At 69.6% G+C, this 17,136-nt stretch carries 14 protein-coding genes; 10 read left to right on the top strand and 4 right to left on the bottom strand.

What is annotated here, in order from left to right; genetic code table 11:
• Positions 1–16: 16 nt before the first annotated feature.
• Both AC37TH_RS02625 and AC37TH_RS02620 read left to right on the top strand, forming a co-directional pair.
• Positions 17–688: a hypothetical protein gene (locus AC37TH_RS02625; protein ID WP_490762799.1), complete on the top strand. Its 672-nt coding sequence runs from the start codon at positions 17–19 to the stop codon at positions 686–688.
• Between the two features lie 31 nt (positions 689–719).
• Entirely contained in the window at positions 720–1,262 is a 543-nt protein-coding gene (locus AC37TH_RS02620) for a signal peptidase I (RefSeq protein ID WP_490762798.1), read from the top strand.
• 33 nt (positions 1,263–1,295) lie between these two features.
• On the opposite strand, the gene AC37TH_RS02615 is transcribed toward AC37TH_RS02620, so the two are convergent.
• Positions 1,296–1,952, bottom strand: a complete 657-nt coding sequence (locus AC37TH_RS02615; protein WP_490762797.1) for a GntR family transcriptional regulator — start codon at positions 1,950–1,952, stop codon at positions 1,296–1,298.
• A gap of 208 nt (positions 1,953–2,160) precedes the next feature.
• Here AC37TH_RS02615 and AC37TH_RS02610 point away from each other — a divergent pair, with 208 nt between their 5' ends.
• From AC37TH_RS02610 to AC37TH_RS02590, 5 genes are read left to right on the top strand one after another with little or no spacing between them, the layout of a single operon-like run.
• Positions 2,161–4,287, top strand: a complete 2,127-nt coding sequence (locus AC37TH_RS02610; RefSeq protein WP_490762796.1) for a beta-galactosidase — start codon at positions 2,161–2,163, stop codon at positions 4,285–4,287.
• A 52-nt stretch (positions 4,288–4,339) separates the two neighbouring features.
• Positions 4,340–5,737 (top strand): aminomethyl-transferring glycine dehydrogenase subunit GcvPA, encoded by a 1,398-nt coding sequence (gcvPA, locus tag AC37TH_RS02605; protein ID WP_490762795.1) that lies wholly within the window; start codon positions 4,340–4,342, stop codon positions 5,735–5,737.
• Positions 5,734–7,356 (top strand): aminomethyl-transferring glycine dehydrogenase subunit GcvPB, encoded by a 1,623-nt coding sequence (gene gcvPB / locus AC37TH_RS02600; protein ID WP_490762794.1) that lies wholly within the window; start codon positions 5,734–5,736, stop codon positions 7,354–7,356. Before gcvPA ends, gcvPB begins: the two co-directional genes overlap by 4 nt.
• Entirely contained in the window at positions 7,357–8,634 is a 1,278-nt protein-coding gene (locus AC37TH_RS02595) for an ATP-NAD kinase family protein (RefSeq protein WP_490762793.1), read from the top strand.
• Positions 8,625–9,383, top strand: coding sequence for an SDR family NAD(P)-dependent oxidoreductase (locus AC37TH_RS02590; protein WP_490762792.1), 759 nt, complete (start codon positions 8,625–8,627; stop codon positions 9,381–9,383). Before AC37TH_RS02595 ends, AC37TH_RS02590 begins: the two co-directional genes overlap by 10 nt.
• A 116-nt stretch (positions 9,384–9,499) precedes the next feature.
• Here AC37TH_RS02590 and AC37TH_RS02585 read toward each other — a convergent pair whose 3' ends face one another.
• Complete coding sequence (locus tag AC37TH_RS02585) at positions 9,500–10,963, bottom strand: MFS transporter (protein WP_490762791.1); 1,464 nt, start codon at positions 10,961–10,963, stop codon at positions 9,500–9,502.
• A gap of 121 nt (positions 10,964–11,084) precedes the next feature.
• Here AC37TH_RS02585 and AC37TH_RS02580 point away from each other — a divergent pair, with 121 nt between their 5' ends.
• The 3 genes from AC37TH_RS02580 (at position 11,085) to AC37TH_RS02570 (ending at position 14,755) form a co-directional block, all read left to right on the top strand.
• Positions 11,085–11,717, top strand: a complete 633-nt coding sequence (locus AC37TH_RS02580) for a TetR/AcrR family transcriptional regulator (RefSeq protein WP_490762790.1) — start codon at positions 11,085–11,087, stop codon at positions 11,715–11,717.
• A 117-nt stretch (positions 11,718–11,834) separates the two neighbouring features.
• Positions 11,835–12,251: a hypothetical protein gene (locus AC37TH_RS02575; RefSeq protein WP_490762789.1), complete on the top strand. Its 417-nt coding sequence runs from the start codon at positions 11,835–11,837 to the stop codon at positions 12,249–12,251.
• 56 nt (positions 12,252–12,307) lie between these two features.
• A complete protein-coding gene (locus AC37TH_RS02570; RefSeq protein WP_490762788.1) occupies positions 12,308–14,755 on the top strand; it encodes an HAD-IC family P-type ATPase in 2,448 nt (815 codons plus the stop codon).
• Here AC37TH_RS02570 and AC37TH_RS02565 read toward each other — a convergent pair.
• Complete coding sequence (locus tag AC37TH_RS02565) at positions 14,673–15,101, bottom strand: hypothetical protein (RefSeq protein ID WP_490762787.1); 429 nt, start codon at positions 15,099–15,101, stop codon at positions 14,673–14,675. The genes AC37TH_RS02570 and AC37TH_RS02565 overlap by 83 nt on opposite strands.
• Before the next feature lie 82 nt (positions 15,102–15,183).
• On the bottom strand, positions 15,184–17,076 hold the full coding sequence (locus tag AC37TH_RS02560) for a DUF2207 domain-containing protein (RefSeq protein WP_490762786.1): 1,893 nt from the start codon (positions 17,074–17,076) through the stop codon (positions 15,184–15,186).
• Between the last annotated feature and the right edge of the window lie 60 nt (positions 17,077–17,136).

The following is a 17,136-nucleotide window of genomic DNA, read 5'->3' as shown; positions in this document are numbered from 1 at the left end:
TCAGAGGACATGAACATTGGAACCCGAGAACGTATCTGCGCCAACCTCCCCCGCACGCAAGAGGAACAGCCGAAAGGTTCGGGCGATTCTTGCTGGCGGACTCATCGCAGGCGTCGGCATCGTGTCGACGCTCGCCACGTGGAACTCTGGCATCGTGGGTCGCACCAACATCGCTGGATCCGATTCGAGTCCGTCAAGAGACGGACTCCTCGAAGTCTTCAACGCTGACGGGAACTGGGTCAGCAGCAACGAAGCCGGCCAGGTTCACCTGCTGACGGCGCTGACACTTCCGTCAAAAGACGTCCACTACGATCGACTTCTCACCCACCAGAATGTTGGCAAAGTTCGCGTCACAGGCATCGACTCGAACGATGAATTCAAACTGGTTGGCTCGGTGGCTCCCGATAGCGACCGGCAGGAAGTGAAGGAGGCTGTAGCGGGAGGCCTCTACCTCACTCCCGGGGAATGCACCCCCGCAAACGACTTCCCCAAGTACTACTTCACCCGCGGTGACAATGGGCTCGTTGTCAAGTTCCTGGAAATGACCGAGCGTGAGCATTCGATGACGGGCCCGGTCGAGCTGAACGTCTGCCTCAGCGTCAAGGTTTCTCCGTCTTCGGTGCCCGATTTCGGGGCGGACGACTCGGTGTCCCTCGACTTCGCACTTACCGCGTCGCCAGACGCATAGAACCATTTGACCTGAACCGAAAGGGGACCCCGTGCGGGGACGCATCCTGAACACGGCCACCTGGATTGGCGCATGCAGCGGCGTTGCCTTCCTTGTCATCGCCTTGTTCTGCGTGTTATTCGGCTACTCAGTCGTCCTGTTCTCAACAGGCTCGATGGCGCCGACCGTGCCACGGGGTTCCCTTTCGTTGGTCAAATCGGTCCCGGCAGCTCAGGTGAACATCGGCGACATACTCACCGTCGAACGCCATAACAGCCCCCCACTCACGCACCGGGTCATCGAGATCCGCGAAACCAACGACTCCAACGAACGAGTCGTACTCATGCAGGGCGACGCAAACGCAAGTCCCGACCCGGAAAGCTACACCATCACGGAGGGAAGGATTCAGGTCTTCAGCATCCCCGGGTTGGCCTACCCGTTCCAGACGATATTCGGGAATCCCTGGGCAGCCATCGCCCTTTTCGTCCTTATCGGCTCCCTCTGCACGTGGGCTTTCTGGCCAGCGAAGCAACCCCGGCACGCCGGCTCCGCAGCCCTTCCGCAGAGGCTCGAACGGGCGAACTTCCTGGCTTAGCGCGCGGGACGCGGCGAGCGGGCGCTGCGGGCGTCAGCCCAGGCGCTCCCAGGAGATGCCGGCGTCGGCGAGCAGCCGCCGCATCCCGTTGGTCCAGTTGGCGGCCAGGGCCGCCTTCGCCGCGTCCAGGTCGCCGTCGACCAGATGGCGGGCGATGTCGGCGTGCTCGCGGGCGCTGCGTTCGACCATCACGTCGTCGGAGACCAGCAGCGACTCGTAGCGGTGGATGGCGCGGCGCACTCCGGCGATCTCGTCGAGGAGGCGCTTGTTGGGGCTGCTGCTCAGCATAAGGTTGTGCCACTCGTCGTCGCGGCGGTTCACCAGCGCGTGCTGGGCGACGTCGTCGTTGAACTCGGCGGCGAGCGTGGCGAGCTGGGCGCCGATCGCGGACAGCTCGTCCGCGGGGCTGAGGTCGAGCGCCAGGCTCTCCAGCGACACGATGATCGGGCAGAGCTCCTCGAACTCGCGGGCGCTGAGCGGAACGAACCGGAAGCCCTTGCCGTTCTCCGACTCGATCTGGCCTTCGCTCTCGAGGGCGATCAGTGCCTCGCGCAGCGGTGTGCGCGACACGCCGAGCTCGGCGGCGAGCTGCACTTCGTTGATGCTCTCGCCGGGGCGCACGTTGCCGGCGCGCATCCGCGCGATGAGTTCTTCGCGCACCTGGGATCGCAGATTCTTTCTCTCGATCACTGTGACCTCCTGGATGTTCGTCTGGCCTCGCGGCCGGCCGGCGTCGCCAGCTTAGGGGTTGACCCCTCGGCGGAATCGCTTTAGCGTTACTGTATACAGAATACAGTCGACGGTTGCCCGGTGTAAAGCACCGAAGCCCTGAACTGTCCGTTCGACCCTGCAACATCTCGACAGCATCACCTCGACCAGCACCATCGCAAGGAGACCAGTGCCGACCACCTCGCCGCGGAGCATCCGCCTCGACGCCCTCGCATACGGTGGCGACTACAACCCCGACCAGTGGCCCGAATCCGTCTGGGCCGAAGATGCGCGCCTCATGGTCGAGGCCGGCGTCAACCTCGTCACCCTCCCTGTGTTCTCCTGGCCGCTGCTCGAACCCCGTCCAGGCGAGTATGACTTCGCAGGCCTCGACCGCGTGATCGACCTGCTCTGGGAGCACGGCATCAGCATCGACCTCGCCACCGCGACCGCCACCCCGCCCGCCTGGCTGGTCCGCGGGCATCCGGAGGTGCTGCCGTGGAACGCCGACGGCGTGCGGCTGGAGTTCGGGTCGCGGCAGACATACTGCCCCAGCTCGCCGGTCTTCCGGGAAGCGGCCCTGCGCCTGACCCGCACGCTCGCCGAACGCTACGGCGCGCATCCTGCGTTGGCTCTCTGGCATGTCTCGAACGAGTACGGCGACCACGTGTCGCGCTGCTGGTGCCCGGAGTCGGCCCGGCACTTCCGCCGCTGGCTGCGCGACAGGTACGAGACCATCGACGGACTGAACGGCGCTTGGGGCACGAGCTGCTGGGGTCAGAACTACCTCGACTTCGAGCAGATCGAGCCGCCGCGCACCGCGACGGGCCCGATCAACCCGGCCGAGCTGGTCGACTTCGAGCGCTTCTCCTCCGACGCGCTCCTCGAACTGTTCCAGTCGGAGATCGACGTGCTGCGCGAGGTCACACCGGAGATCGCGGTCACCACCAACTTCATGAGCCTGTTCCGCGAGCTCGACTACTGGGACTTCGCCGACGCCGAGGACGTCGTCACCGACGACGCATACCCCGACCCCGCGGATCCGGATGCGCACATCGCCGCCGCGCTCAACTACGGCCTGATGCGCTCCCTCAAAGACGGCCGCCCCTGGCTGCTGCTGGAGCAGGCGCCGAGCGCGGTGAGCTGGCGCGAGGTCAACGTGCCCAAGGCGCCGGGCCAGATGCGCGTCGGCAGCATGCAGGCGCTCGCGCACGGCTCGGACGGCGTGCTGTTCTTCCAGTGGCGGCAGGCGAAGTTCGGGCCGGAGAAGTTCCACTCCGCGATGCTCGGCCACCGCGGTGAGCGCAGCCGGACCTTCCAGGAGACCAAGGCGCTCGGCGCCGAGCTGAAGACGCTCGCCCCGATCAAGGGAACACGCGTGCGCGCCTCCGTCGCCCTGGTCGCCGACTGGGACTCCTGGTGGGGCGTCAGCGAACCGGAGTCGCTTCCGTCGGTGCGCCTCGACTGGCTGAAGGAGGCGCGCGCGTGGCACGCCGCCGCGTATGCGCTCGGCCAGCCGGTCGACGTCGCGCGCGCCGCAGGCCCGTACGGCGATCACCGTGTGCTGCTCGTCCCCAACCTCTACGCCACGACCGGCGAGCAGGCGGAGGCGCTGGCTGCGTTCGTCGCCGCGGGCGGCCAGCTGGTCGTCGGGCCGTTCTCCGGCGTCGTCGACCACCGCGAGCAGATCCACGACGGCGGAGCCCCCGGCCCGCTGCGCGACCTGCTCGGCGTGGAGGTCGACGAGTGGTGGCCGCTGGCGGACGGGCAGACCGCGTCGGTGGACTTCGACGGCACCCGCCACGGCGTCCGTCACGGCACCCGCCATGCCGTCCGGGTCTGGAGCGAGTGGATCGAGGCCGCGGACGGCACCGAGGTGCTCGCGACCTACGCTGACGGCGACCTCGCCGGGCGTCCCGCTGTCACGCGCCGCGCCTCCGGTGCAGGCGCCGCCTGGTACCTGAGCGCCGGCCTCGACAGCGACGGGATGCGCGCCGTGCTCTCCGAGGTCTTCGCCGCCGCCGACGTGCCGGTCGCCGCAGACATCGACACCGCGCTCGAGGTCGTCACCCGCACAGACGGCACCACCGACTACACCTTCGTCCTCAACCACGGCCGCGAGCACCTGACGGCGCCGCCCATCCCGGGCGGCCGCGACCTCCTCACCGGAGCCGACGCCGACGCCGCCCTCGGCCTCCCGCTCGCCCCCTTCGGCGTCGCCGTCATCGCCCACCCCACCCACCACGTCCCGACCCCCGCCCCCAAGCCATCGAGTCCGGACTTGTGCACGCGACACGCCGAGGGCACCCGTGAATAAACCCGGACTCGATCATCTCCCCGACCACCACACCAGCGACCGCGAGGCAGACATGACCCAAGCATTCGTCCACCCGTACGTGCCGAACACGGCGCCCGCATCCCGTCAGGCGATGCTCGACGCCGTGGGGGCGGCCTCCGTCGAGGAGTTCTACGCCGACGTCCCGGCCGACCTGCGGCTCGGCCGCGCCCTCGACCTGCCGGAGCCGCTCGTCGCCGAGCAGGATCTTGTGCGTCACGTCGGTGGGCTGCTGCGCCGCAACCGCTCGGTCGAGCCCGGCCGTCTCTTCCTCGGCGCCGGCACATACCAGCACGCCGTGCCAGCGGTCGTCGACGAGGTCATCAACCGCAGCGAGTTCCTCACCGCGTATGCGGGGGAGCCGTACGAGGACCACGGTCGCTTCCAGGCCCTGTTCGAGTACCAGTCGCTGATGGGTGAACTGCTCAATCAGGATGTGGTCAACGTCCCCACATACGACGGCTTCCAGGCTGCAGCCACCTCCCTCGCGATGGCCGGCCGCATCACCGGCCGCCGCACCGTGCTGCTGGTGAGCGACGCGCATCCGGACAAGCTGTCGAAGGTCCGCGACTACATCGCGCCGACCATCGACCTCGTGCTGGTCCCCACCGTCGACGGCGTCGCCGATGTCGCCACCGTGACCGGGATGCTCGACGAGAGCACCGCAGCGATCTGGATCGAGACCCCGAGCTACACCGGCGCGCTGGAGACGGCCGTCGCCGAACTCTCGGGGGCAGCGCACGCCGTTGGCGCCGTGGTCATCGCCGGCACCGACCCGATCGGCCTCGGCGTGCTCACCCCGCCCGCCGACCTCGGCGCGGACATCGTCCACGGCGACATCCAGTCCCTCGGCCTGCATCCCTGGTTCGGCGGGGCGCACGCCGGTTTCATCGCCGTGCACGACGACACCCGCTTCGTGATGGAGCTGCCGTCGCGCCTGTTCGGCCTCGCCTCCACCGATGTGGAGGGTGAGTACGGCTTCGGCGACGTCGCGTACGACCGCACCTCGTTCGCCCTGCGCGAGGAGGGGAAGGAGTGGGTCGGCACCGCAGCAGCCCTGTGGGGCATCGCCGCGGGCGTCTACCTCTCCCTGATGGGACCGCAGGGCATGGCCGAGGTCGGCGAGACCGTCCTGGCCCGCACCGAGTACGCCGCCCGCGCCCTCAGCGCGCTCCCGGGCGTCGCGCTCGCCGACGGCGCCACCCACTTCCGCGAGTTCGTCCTCGACCTCACGGGAGCCGCGCTCACCGCACCCGAACTGGTCGCCGCGGGCCGCGCCTCCGGATTCGAGCCCGGCCACGCCATCGACGACACGCGCCTCCTGGTGTGCGTCACCGAGCAGAACACCCAGACCGACATCGACGACCTCGCCGCAACACTCGCCGACGCGCTCGGCGCAGCGCGCGCACAGAAGAAGGAGCAGAGCGCATGAGCCTCCCCATCGCCCCCAAGCCGGCCCTGCGGCGCTTCCACCAGGCGCGCTGGGACGAGCCCATCGTCTTCGAGCTGCACACGCCCGGCGAGCGCGGCGTGCTCGTCTCCCGCCCGGAGGCCGGGGTGCGCGACGCCGTCGGCGATGTCGTGGCAGCGTTGCCCGCCTCCCTGCGTCGCACGGCGAAGCCCGCGCTCCCCGAGATCGGGCAGATGCGCGTGCTCAAGCACTACCTGCGTCTCAGCCAGGAGAACCTCGGCGCCGACCTCAACGTCGACGTCGGCCAGGGCACCTGCACCATGAAGTACGCGCCCAAGGTCAACGAGGCCATCATCCGCACCCCCGACCTCACCGAGCTGCACCCGCTGCAGGATCAGGCGAGCGCGCAGGGCGTGCTGGAGATCATCTGGCACACCGAGCGGATGCTCGCCGAGATCTCCGGCATGAGCCGTGTCTTGCTGCAGACCAGCGGTGGCTCCGAGGCGATCTGGGCCAACATCTCGATGATCCGCGCCTACCACGCCTCCCGCGGCGAGGCGCAGCAGCGGGATGAGGTCATCACCACGATCTTCTCCCACCCGTCCAACGCGGCGGCGGCCAAGGCGGCGGGCTACAAGGTCATCACCATCCACCCGGATGCGGACGGCTACCCCGACCTCGACGCCCTCCGCACCGCGCTCTCCCCGCGCACCGCGGCGATCATGGTCACCAACCCGGAGGACACGGGCATCTACAACCCGCGCATCCGGGAGTGGGTGGAGCTGGCGCACGAGGTCGGAGCGCTCGCCTCGTACGACCAGGCCAACGCCAACGGCATCCTCGGCATCACCCGCGCCCGCGACGCCGGGTTCGACGTGTGCCACTTCAACCTGCACAAAACGTTCGGCACTCCGCACGGCTGCGGCGGTCCGGGCTCCGGCGCCAACGCGGTCTCGGAGGCGCTAGCGCCGTTCCTGCCCGGCCCCGTGGTCGAGCGCGACGGCGACCGGTACTACCTGGATGCGGACCGTCCGGACTCGATCGGCTCCGTCGCCCCGTTCTACGGCGTCATCCCGAACATCGTCCGTACATACGCCTGGATCAGCGCGCTCGGCGCCGACGGCCTGCGCGCCGTCGCGGAGACCGCCGTGCTGAACAACAACTACCTGATGAAGCGCATCCTGGAGATCCCGGGCGCCAGCGCACCGTATGCAACGGGTCGCCGTCGCATCGAGCAGGTGCGGTACTCCTGGCAGGAACTGTTCGAGGAGACCGGCATCAGCTCCGAGGAGATCGGCGTCCGCGCCGCCGACTTCGGGTTGCACTACTGGACCAGCCACCACCCGTACATCGTGCCGCAGCCGTTCACGCTGGAGCCGACCGAGTCGTACTCGATGGCCGAGCTGGACGAGTACGCGACCGTGCTCGCCGAGATCGCCCGCGAGGCGCGGGAGACGCCGGAGGTGGTGCGCACAGCGCCGCACAACCAGACCGTGCACCACACGCACCACGACGACCTGGACGACCCGGACCGCTGGGCCGTGACCTGGCGCGCGTACCAGCGCAAGTACTTCGGTGCGGGCGCGGACGCCGCAGGCGCTTCGTCCGAGTCCGCTGCGTCCGAGGAGGCCGCGGCCTAAATGTCCACCGTCCGTCAGCTCCGCCCGGCGATCGGGGTGGTCGTGAACCCCGTCGCCGGGATCGGGGGACCGGCCGGGCTCGTCGGCAGCGACGGCGCGGCCGTGCAGCGCGAGGCCCGCGCTCGCGGCGCGCACGCCAGGGCGACCGAGCGCGCGGCGGTTGCCCTCGCGGTGCTGGCGGCCGCGCATCCTGGGCTGGACGTGCTGACGGCCGCCGGGTTGCTCGGTGAGGACGTCGTGCGTGCGGCCGGGCTGCACCCGCGGGTCGTCTACACCCCCGCCCTCTACACTCCGGATGCGCCGATCGCCACGAGCGGCGACGACACCAGGCGCGCCGTGGCTGCCTTCGCGGCCGAGGGTGCCGGGCTGGTGCTGTTCGCGGGCGGCGACGGCACCGCGCGGGATACGGCACTCGGCGCGGGCGCGGAGGTCCCGCTGCTGGGCATCCCGGCCGGGGTCAAGATGTACTCCGGCTGCTTCGCCGTCTCGCCGGTCGCGGCCGGTGCCGTCGCCGCCGAATGGCAGACGTCCGGCGGCCTGCCGACCCACGAGGCCGAGGTGCTCGACCTGGACGAGAGCCTGTTGCGAGCCGGGCGCCCCGACCCGCGGCTGTTCGCGCTCGTCCGGGTGCCGACCTCGCGCGACCGCACCCAGGCGCGCAAAGCGCCGACTCCGACCAGCGAGGCCGACGCCGTGCGCCTCGCAGCCGCGGGAGCCGTCGCCGCCATGAAGCCCGGTGTGCGCTACCTGCTCGGACCGGGCGGGACGCTCGCCGCGGTCTCGCGCGAGCTGGGCATCCCGGGCACACCGCTGGGTGTCGACGTGGTGCAGGACGGCGCGCTCGTGGCGCGCGACGTGTCCGAGGCGCAGGCGCTGGCCGCCATCGCCGGACACCGCGCGCAGGCCGTCGTCACCGTGATCGGCGGTCAGGGCTTCCTGCTCGGCCGCGGCAACCAGCAACTGTCCCCCGCGGTGGTCGACGCCATCGGCCCCGACCCTCTGCTCGTGGTGGCGACCGAGCAGAAACTCATCGACCTCGCCGGCCGGCCGCTCCTGGTCGACACCGGCGACGCCGCCGTCGACGCGCGCCTGGCCGGCCACCTCCGGGTGATCACCGGCCCGTCGTCGTCGAGCATCTACCCTGTCAGTGCCGCCAGCAGCCCCGCCGCCGTCACCGACTCCACCGCCGTCAGTACCCCCGCCGTCAGTACCCCCACCGTCAGCACCCCCACCGCCGCCCGTGCGGCCACCACCGAAGGAGCGCCCTCATGCGTCTAGCCGACAAGTCCGCCATCGTCACCGGAGGAGCGGGCGGCATCGGCCGCGCCACCTCCCTCGCCTTCGCGGCGGAGGGCGCGCGCGTCGCCGTCGTCGACGTCGCCCCCGGCGCAGCCGAGGCCGTCGCCGAGGAGATCCGCGCGGCGGGCGGCACTGCCATCGCGCTGACCGCCGACGTGTCCAACGAGACCGACATCGAGCGCGTCGTCGCCGACACCGTCTCCGCGTTCGGCGGCGTGGACGTCGTCTTCAACAACGCGGGCATCATCCGCCGCACCACCGCCGTCGAGACCACCGCCGAGGAGTGGGATCGCGTCTTCGGCGTCAACGTCAAGGGCATCTTCCTGATGTGCAAGCACGTCGTGCCCGTCATGGCGGCGAACGGCGGTGGCTCCATCGTCAACACCGGCTCCGGCTGGGGGCTCAAGGGCGGCGGTCAGGCCATCTCCTACTGCGCCTCCAAGGGGGCCGTGGTCAACATGACCCGCGCGCTCGCCATCGACCACGGTCCGCAGGGCATCCGCGTCAACTCGGTCAACCCCGGCGACGTCAACACCGGGATGCTCCGCGACGAGGCCCGTCAGCTCGGCCAGGAGGCCGGGTCGTTCCTCGCCGAGGCCGCCGACCGTCCGTTGCAGCGGATGGGCGAGCCGCAGGAGATCGCGGCGGCCGTGGTCTGGCTGGCCTCGGACGAGTCGTCGTACGTCACCGGTTCCGCCCTCGTGGTGGACGGCGGCGGCATCGCCTGACCGAACGACCGAACCGCGAAGGGCGGCGACCTCGGCGCAGTACGCCGGCGTCGCCGCCCTTCGTGTCGCCGACCTGTGTGTCGGTCGGGTCGTTCGCCTGAGTCGGGTCGTTCGCCTCAGTCGAGGTCGTCGACGCCGAGGGCGAGCGCCTGCTTGCGGCTCTTGCGCCTCGACGGTGCGATCAGCGCCGCGACGATCGCCAGGACAGCCACTCCGGCGCAGACCCAGAAGCCGATGGTGAACGCGTCGTTGGACGGCAGGCCCTGCGGCGAGGCGTTCGAGGTGATCACCGCGGCGATCACGGCGGTGCCGATGCTGCTTCCGATGGTCCTGGCGATCGTGTTGACGCTGATCGCCTCACCGGTCTGCACGGCGGGGACGCTCTCGATGATGGCGTTCGACATCGACGCGAACGCCAGGCCGATACCGGCGCCGGTGAGCACGCCGGACGCGACCACCTGCCACAGTTCGCCGTGCGAGATGGCGGGCAGGATGAACGCGGCGGTCACCAGGATGCCACCGGCGATCATCGGCGGCTTCGGGCCGATCTTGCGCACCAGGATGCCGGCCACCGGTCCGAAGATGACCATCATCACCACGGTAGGCAGCAGGAACAGTCCGGCGGACGAGACGCTCTCGCCGAATCCGTAGCCGGTGAGCTTCGGCAGCTGCAGCAGGGTCGGGACGAGCACGAACGTTCCGAACATCGCGAACCCGAAGATCAGGGCGACAGCGTTCGCGGTCCAGACGCCGCGCATCCGGAACAGTCGCATGTCGATCAGCGGCTCCTTCACGCGCAGTTCGACGAACACGAAGATGATCAGGGCCACGGCGCCGAGCGCCAGCAGTCCGATCGTGCTTCCGGAGCCCCAGCCCCATTCCTCACCCTTGCTGATAGCGAGCAGGATCGACACGAGCGCCACCGACAGGATGAACGCGCCCACGATGTCGAGGCGCCCTGGTTTCCGGACGGACGACTCCGGCATCCCGAAGATCACACCGAGCAGTGCGATGGCGATCAGGATGCCCGGCAGCCAGAACAGCCACGGCCAGGACAGGTTCTCGATGATCGGACCGGCCGCCACGATGCCGATTCCGGCGCCGACGCCGAAGATCGCCGAGAGCAGTCCGATGGTCACGCTGACCCGCTCGTGCGGGAGTTCGTCGCGCACGATGCCGATGGAGAGCGGCATGACCGCTCCCGCTGCACCCTGCAGGGCGCGGGCGAGGATCAGCACGCCGAGGTTGGGCGCGAGGGCGGCCAGCACGGTGCCGACGAGGGCGAGCACGAGCACGACGATCAGGATGCGGCGCTTGCCGACCATGTCGCCGAGCCGCCCCAGGATGGGCGTCATGACGGAGGCGGCGAGCAGGTAGGCCGTGATGATCCAGCTCGCGTCGCTGGTGCTGGCGTTGAGGTCTTTGCCCATGGTCGACAGTGCAGGGGCGACCAGCGATTGGAGCACGGAGAACGCGAGGCCTCCGAGTGCGAGGTAGACGACGATGAGCGTTGCGCGGCTCTTCGGCGGCCGCGTCGCTGGGATGGAGCCGGTGATCGGCTCCTCGATGGTGTTGGACATTCTTCTCCGACGTGAAGTAAACAAGCGCTGACTTAGGAAGAATACTCACAACTCAGCACATGTCAACTCGCGTTTACTTAGGTTTCGGCAGCCGGTAATGTTGGCATATCGAAAGGACGACATGACCTCCGCCACCACAGCGCCCGTCGTCGACGACGAGACGGGCGCATCCGGTGCCACCAAGCTGCGCGACGCCGATCACACCAGAAGGCTGCTGCTCTCCTCGGCGCGACGCCGCTTCGCGCACTCCGGCTACGCCACCACGACCGTCCGTGAGATCGCCGCAGACGCCGGTGTCAACGTCGCTCTGATCAACCGCTACTTCACCTCCAAGGAGGGACTGTTCCAGGCCTGCCTCGAGCGGGCGGTCGAGGACCTCGACAGGACGATCCCGGCCACGGAGACGGTCGAGGAGACGGTGAACCAGATCGTCAAGCGGGTGACAGCATCGCCCACCGGCGAACATCACCTCCAGATGCTGCTCCTCCTGCGCACCTCCGGCGACGACGGTGCCGAGGTCATCCGCCGGAACACGTTCCGAAGCTTCGCGGAGCGCATGGCCAGGGTCTTCGGATGGCGGCCAGGAGACCCGGGAACGGAGCACATCATGCTTCGGGCGCAGGTGGCGATGTCCGCGGCGTTCGGCATCATCCTGCTGCAGTCGACGTCGGGCCTCGAACCCCTGACCTCCGCCACCGAAGACGACCTCCGGGGCCCGCTCGGCGACGTCATCCGAACGCTGCTCGCGCCCTGAGGAGCGCGCGCCGCATCCGATCGAGCAGGTTTCGAGAAGCGGGCGCTGTCCGGTCGTCATAGATTTGCCACAGTTCGCAGCTCGCGCAGACGACAGAAGACGGAAGAAGGGGACACCATGGCAACCACCACGTTCAGCAAAGAGGAGAAGGCCGCGATCAAGGCGGCCGTCGCCGAGAAGAAGGCCGCCCAGGAGGGTGCCGACGCGGCCGCGGCGTGCGACGCCGCCATCGCCGCGATGACCGGCACCGACAAGGAGCTCGCCGAGGCGTTCCACGCGCTCGTCGCCGAGAACACGTCGCTGGCCGCGAAGACCTGGTACGGGATGCCCGCATACGCGGACGCCGACGGCAAGACGGTCGTCGCGTTCAAGCCCGGGGCGAAGTTCAAGATCCGCTACGCGACGATCGAGTTCCAGCAGGCGGCGACCCTGGACGACGGCAACCTGTGGCCCGTCGGGTTCGCGGTGACCAGCATGGACGACGCCGATAAGAAGCGCGTCGGCGCGATCCTCCGGGCTGCTGTCGGGCGCTGACCGCGCAGTCGGCATTACGCTCGCTTCAACGGGTCACCGGATGAAGGGCGTATCGCATGGGGGATGACCTGCTCACGCACCCTCAGGTCGGGCTGTCGGATGCCGAGGTGGCCGAGCGTGTCGCGGCCGGGCAGGTCAACGCGTTCTCCGCCGCGTCGAGCAGGAGCGCGTGGAGCATCATCAGGGCGAACGTGTTCACCCTGTTCAACGGGATCATCGCCGCGTGCTTCCTCGTCCTCCTGTTCCTGGGCCGCTGGCAGGATGCGCTGTTCGGCGTGAGCGCGGTCGCCAACACGATCATCGGTTCGGTGCAGGAGTTCCGGGCGAAGGCGGCACTCGACCGGTTGGCGCTGCTGCACGCGCCGAGCGCGCGCGTCCGTCGCGCAGGACGGTCGCAGGAGCTCCCGGTCGCCGACGTGGTTCTCGGCGACCTGCTCGAGCTGCGCGCCGGCGACCAGGTGGCGGCCGACGCCGAGGTGTCGGAGTCGGCGCGGCTCCAGCTGGACGAGTCGATGCTGACCGGCGAGTCCGACCCGGTCGACAAGCAGCCGGGCGACGGGGTGCTCTCCGGCTCCATCGTCGTCGGGGGAGAGGGTGCGGCAGTCGTCACGGCGGTCGGCGCAGACTCGTTCGCGAACCGGCTCGCCGGGCAGGCCAAGAAGTTCTCGCTCGTGGCGAGCGAACTGCGCTCCTCCATCAACAGGGTGCTGCGCTGGGTGGCCTGGATCGTCGGACCGATCGCGCTGCTCGTCCTCAACGCGCAGATGGTCGTCTTCGGCGGCTGGCCGCACGCGCTGGAGACCGGGCAGTGGCGGCAGGCCGCGGTGAACACGATCGCCTCCGTCGTCGCGATGATTCCGCTCGGGCTCGTGCTGATGACCAGCATCGCGTTCGCGGTGGGCGCGGTGAAGCTGGCCAGGCAGCAGGTGCTCGTCCAGGAGCTCGCCGCCGTGGAGGGGCTCGCGCGCGTCGACATCGTCTGCCTCGACAAGACGGGGACGCTCACCGAGGGCGACATCGTGTTCGATGCGGCGCATCCGGCGGGCGACGACCTCCCGGCGGGCTGGGAGCTGGTGCTCGCCTGGTACGGCGCCGATCCGGATGCCAACGCGACTGCGCGGTGCCTGGTGGTGCCCTATCCGGGCGCGCCGGACGATGGGCCGGACTCGCGCATCCCGTTCTCGTCGGCGCGGAAGTGGTCGGCGGTCGCCTTCGAAACGGGCGAGCAGCGGGGAACCTGGGTGCTCGGCGGGCCGGAGATGGTGTTCCCCGCGCGGGCCGAAGGCGACACCGCGGCGGCGCTGAGGCGCGACGCGGTCGCCCTGGCGGCGACCGGACGCCGGACCCTCGTGCTCGCGCACAGTCGGGAGGCCCTCACAGCCGGGCAGGTCGCGGACGAGACTCTTCCCGCGACACTGCGGCCGGTGACCCTCCTGACCTTCCGCGAGAACATCCGCGAGGACGCGCACGCCACGCTCGCCTACTTCGCGGAGCAGGGTGTGGCCGTGCGGGTGATCTCCGGAGACAACCCGCAGACCGTCGCCGCCATCGCGAGGGAGGTGGGCCTCGACGCGCCGACCGGGTTCGACGCACGACAGCTTCCGGAGGGCGATGACGAGCTCGCGGCGGTCCTCGAACAGCACCTCGTGTTCGGGCGGGTGACGCCCGACCAGAAGAAGCGCATCGTCGAGACGCTGAAAGCGGCGGGGCACACCGTCGCGATGACGGGCGACGGCGTCAACGACGCGCTCGCCATCAAAGAGGCGGACATCGGCATCGCGATGGCGTCCGGCGCGGCGGCGACCAAGGCGGTCGCGCGCATCGTGCTCCTCGACGGCCGCTTCTCGCACCTGCCAGGGGTGGTGGCCGAGGGACGCCAGGTGATCGCGAACATCGAACGCGTCTCGATGCTGTTCCTCACGAAGACCGCATACGCCACCGGGCTCGCGATCGTCTTCGGCGCGTTCCTGCTGCAGTTCCCGTTCCTCCCGCGCCAGCTGTCCGTCATCGACGGGCTGACGATCGGCCTGCCCGCGTTCTTCCTGGCGCTGATGCCGAATGCGCGCCGCTACATCCCCGGCTTCCTCCGCCGGTCGCTCAGCTTCGCCGTGCCCGCCGGAATCGTCATCGCGCTCGCGCTGGCGTTCTACGCGGTCGCCGCCACCAACGCGGGGATCGGCGAGGAGGAGTTGCGGACAGGCTCCACGCTCATCCTGACCATCGTCGGGCTGTGGGTGCTGACCGTGCTGTCCCGGCCGATCGACGGCTGGAAGATCCTCATCATCGGCTCGATGATGATCGGCCTCATCCTGGTCTACTCGGTGCCGATCGTCCGGAACTTCCTCGTGCTGGTCGACCCGTCGCTGACCACGTCGCTGCTGGTGCTCGTGGTGTCGGTGTTGACGATCGCGGCGATCGAGGTCATCCGGTTCGTGCACCGCCGCTACGTGCGAAGAAGTGAGCGACGCGCCCTGTCCACAGCAGCACGATCAACCCGGCCGTGATCACCAGGTTGACCACCTGGATCCACAGATCGTCGGTGTCCACCAGCAGCACCAGGATGGCCAGCCCGAGCCCGAGCCCGACGCCGAACAGCACGGTGAGCCACAGCCGCGCATCCCGCCTGGCGCGCGTCAGCCCGGCCGCGAGCGAGATCACCAGCAGACCGAGCAGCACCGTGATCGCGCCGGTGACGGTGAACACGAAACGTTCCGTCGGGCTGAGGTCCGGAACGTAGCGGACGAAGATCATCAGGATCCCCAGCACGATCTGCGCCACCCCGGCGATGTACGACAGCACGACGGCGACGATCAACTCGGCGGGAGGCCGTGCCGGGGTGTCGTCGGTCATGCCCGCAGCTTAGTGAGTGGATCGGGTCATCGACACGTCGCCGGCACACGCCGCCGCTACACCCCGCCGCTACACCCCGCCGCTACACCCCGCCCCCGCCGCCTCCTCCGCCTCCGCCGCCGGAGAACCCGCCGCCTCCGGTTCCACCGGAGGACGAACTGCTGGCGATGGTCGTGCTGGACGAGATCCCGCTGACCATCTGGGAGAGGACGGCGGCGTTGAAGGCGGTCTGGCCCGAATACCAGACCGGCGTCTGCCCGGTCTGCTCGTAGAACCGTCCGAGCTCGGCCAGCCACTTCTTCTCTTCGCCGAACAGCACGGCCCAGGGCAGAAGGCGCTCGGTGAGCTTCAGCATCTCGCGCGGGTCGCCGACGGCGACGGGCACACGCTCCGCCCCTTGGGGCGACTGCAGGTACCGGATGCGGTCAGCCTCGGCGAGCTCCACGTACATCCGCAGTCCGTCCACGTACTCGCGGAGTGCCGTACCCGTGCTGGTGAGCGGCGATCGCGACGTGAGGATGGCCGTGGCGACGAAGAGCAGGACCGAGCCGATGAGGATTACGAAGGGCAGCGCGCCTCCATAGACGTCGACGATGCACATCACCGAACTGACCACGGCGAGCAATGCCGAGCCCAATGCGGTGAAGAACACCGAGCGGACCGCCGTGCGCGGTCCCGTCGTGCGGTAGCCGTAGCCGGTGGCATCCTTGTGCACCCTCTTGAGCAGTGCGGAGATGGCGCTCGCGACGCGCGAATTGGACGACCCGAGCTCGAGCGTCGCCCCCGGAACGAGTTCGTCGCCGAAGAGGGCCCGCAAGAACTGCAGTTCGTCCGCCGTCGGGTGCGGCTGGCGCAGTGCCTGGCGGCCGGTCGCCTCCGGCGAGACGAACTGGAGCGTGTATGCCGGGCGACCGAAGAATCCCGTGGTCTGCAATACGCGCACCCGGCCGGACACCGCGAGATCGAGTGTTTGCGCGGGGACCGCCTTGCCCGCGCGGCCGGTCAGGTCTGCCGCAAGGAGCAGTCCCTCCGCGGGCGGAACGTACTCGGGGATGATCGTGCCGCGCCCCGGTGCGTCGCGCAGCAGGCGCACGCGCACGATGATCGCGCCGACCGCCGCCAGGAGGCAGATCAGGAAGAAGGCGACGGCCGCGAACCCCCAGCCGGTGTCGAACAGCCCGTCGGCGCGCGCGGTGAAGGTGCCGGGAGCGAAGCCGATCGCCATCGTGAGGTTCTCCCGAGGGCCGAGCTTGTCGGCGCTGAACCGGAACCCGTCGTCGGTGCGTGCCACGGTGGCGGTCTGCGTGGAGCCCTGGCCGCCGCGATACGCGGCCGGTTCTCCGTGCAGCGCGTTGGCGAGGCCCGGCCCGAGGTGAACGGTGGCCGTCACCCGGTCGAAGGGCTGTGCCCATGCTGTTCCGTTGGTGTCCCAGTAGAACTCGTCGTCGCCGGTGTCGGCGAAGTAGCGCGTGACGTTCGTCTGCCGGTAGGTGATGACGTAGGTCTGGTCGCCGTGCACGTAGCCTTTCGCCGCGATCGTCAGCGAGAGGATCCCGCTGTCGGACTCACTGGTGTACGCACGCGGAGTGCCGTTCTCGTCGGTCACGGACGCGACAGTGAGGCCGGTCGGATAGCCGTCGTAATCCTCGACCAGTTCGCGCCGGATGCCATGGTTCTGGTCGGTCTCGGGAAAGCGGGCCACCAGCGTCTCGACGGTGGTCAGCGTCGAGTGCCCCTGCGCATCGCGCCCGAGCCGGTAGTCGCCGTCGAAGCTCGCGAAACTGAAGTCGTCGACGCCGGTGGGAGCCACGGCGGCGATCGGCGCGCGGTCCGCCGGGTGGGCCTGCGCGGGCGCGGCAGGTGCGCTCAGCACGCCGCCCGCCATGACGAGCGAGCCCAGCGCCACGGCGACGGTGATCGCGACGAGCCTCCGGCCCCAACCGCCCGGCCGCCTGCCCGTTGTGCGCACTCCCACCTGGCCCGCCGTCCTCCGCCCTGCTGGACGGTGCTCTCGGGCTGTCGACCCTCCGACAGC

The sequence above is a fragment of the Leifsonia sp. McL0627 genome (assembly GCF_058244615.1).
Note: the sequence above shows the minus strand (reverse complement) of the source record. Positions and strands in the feature narration are given on the sequence as shown.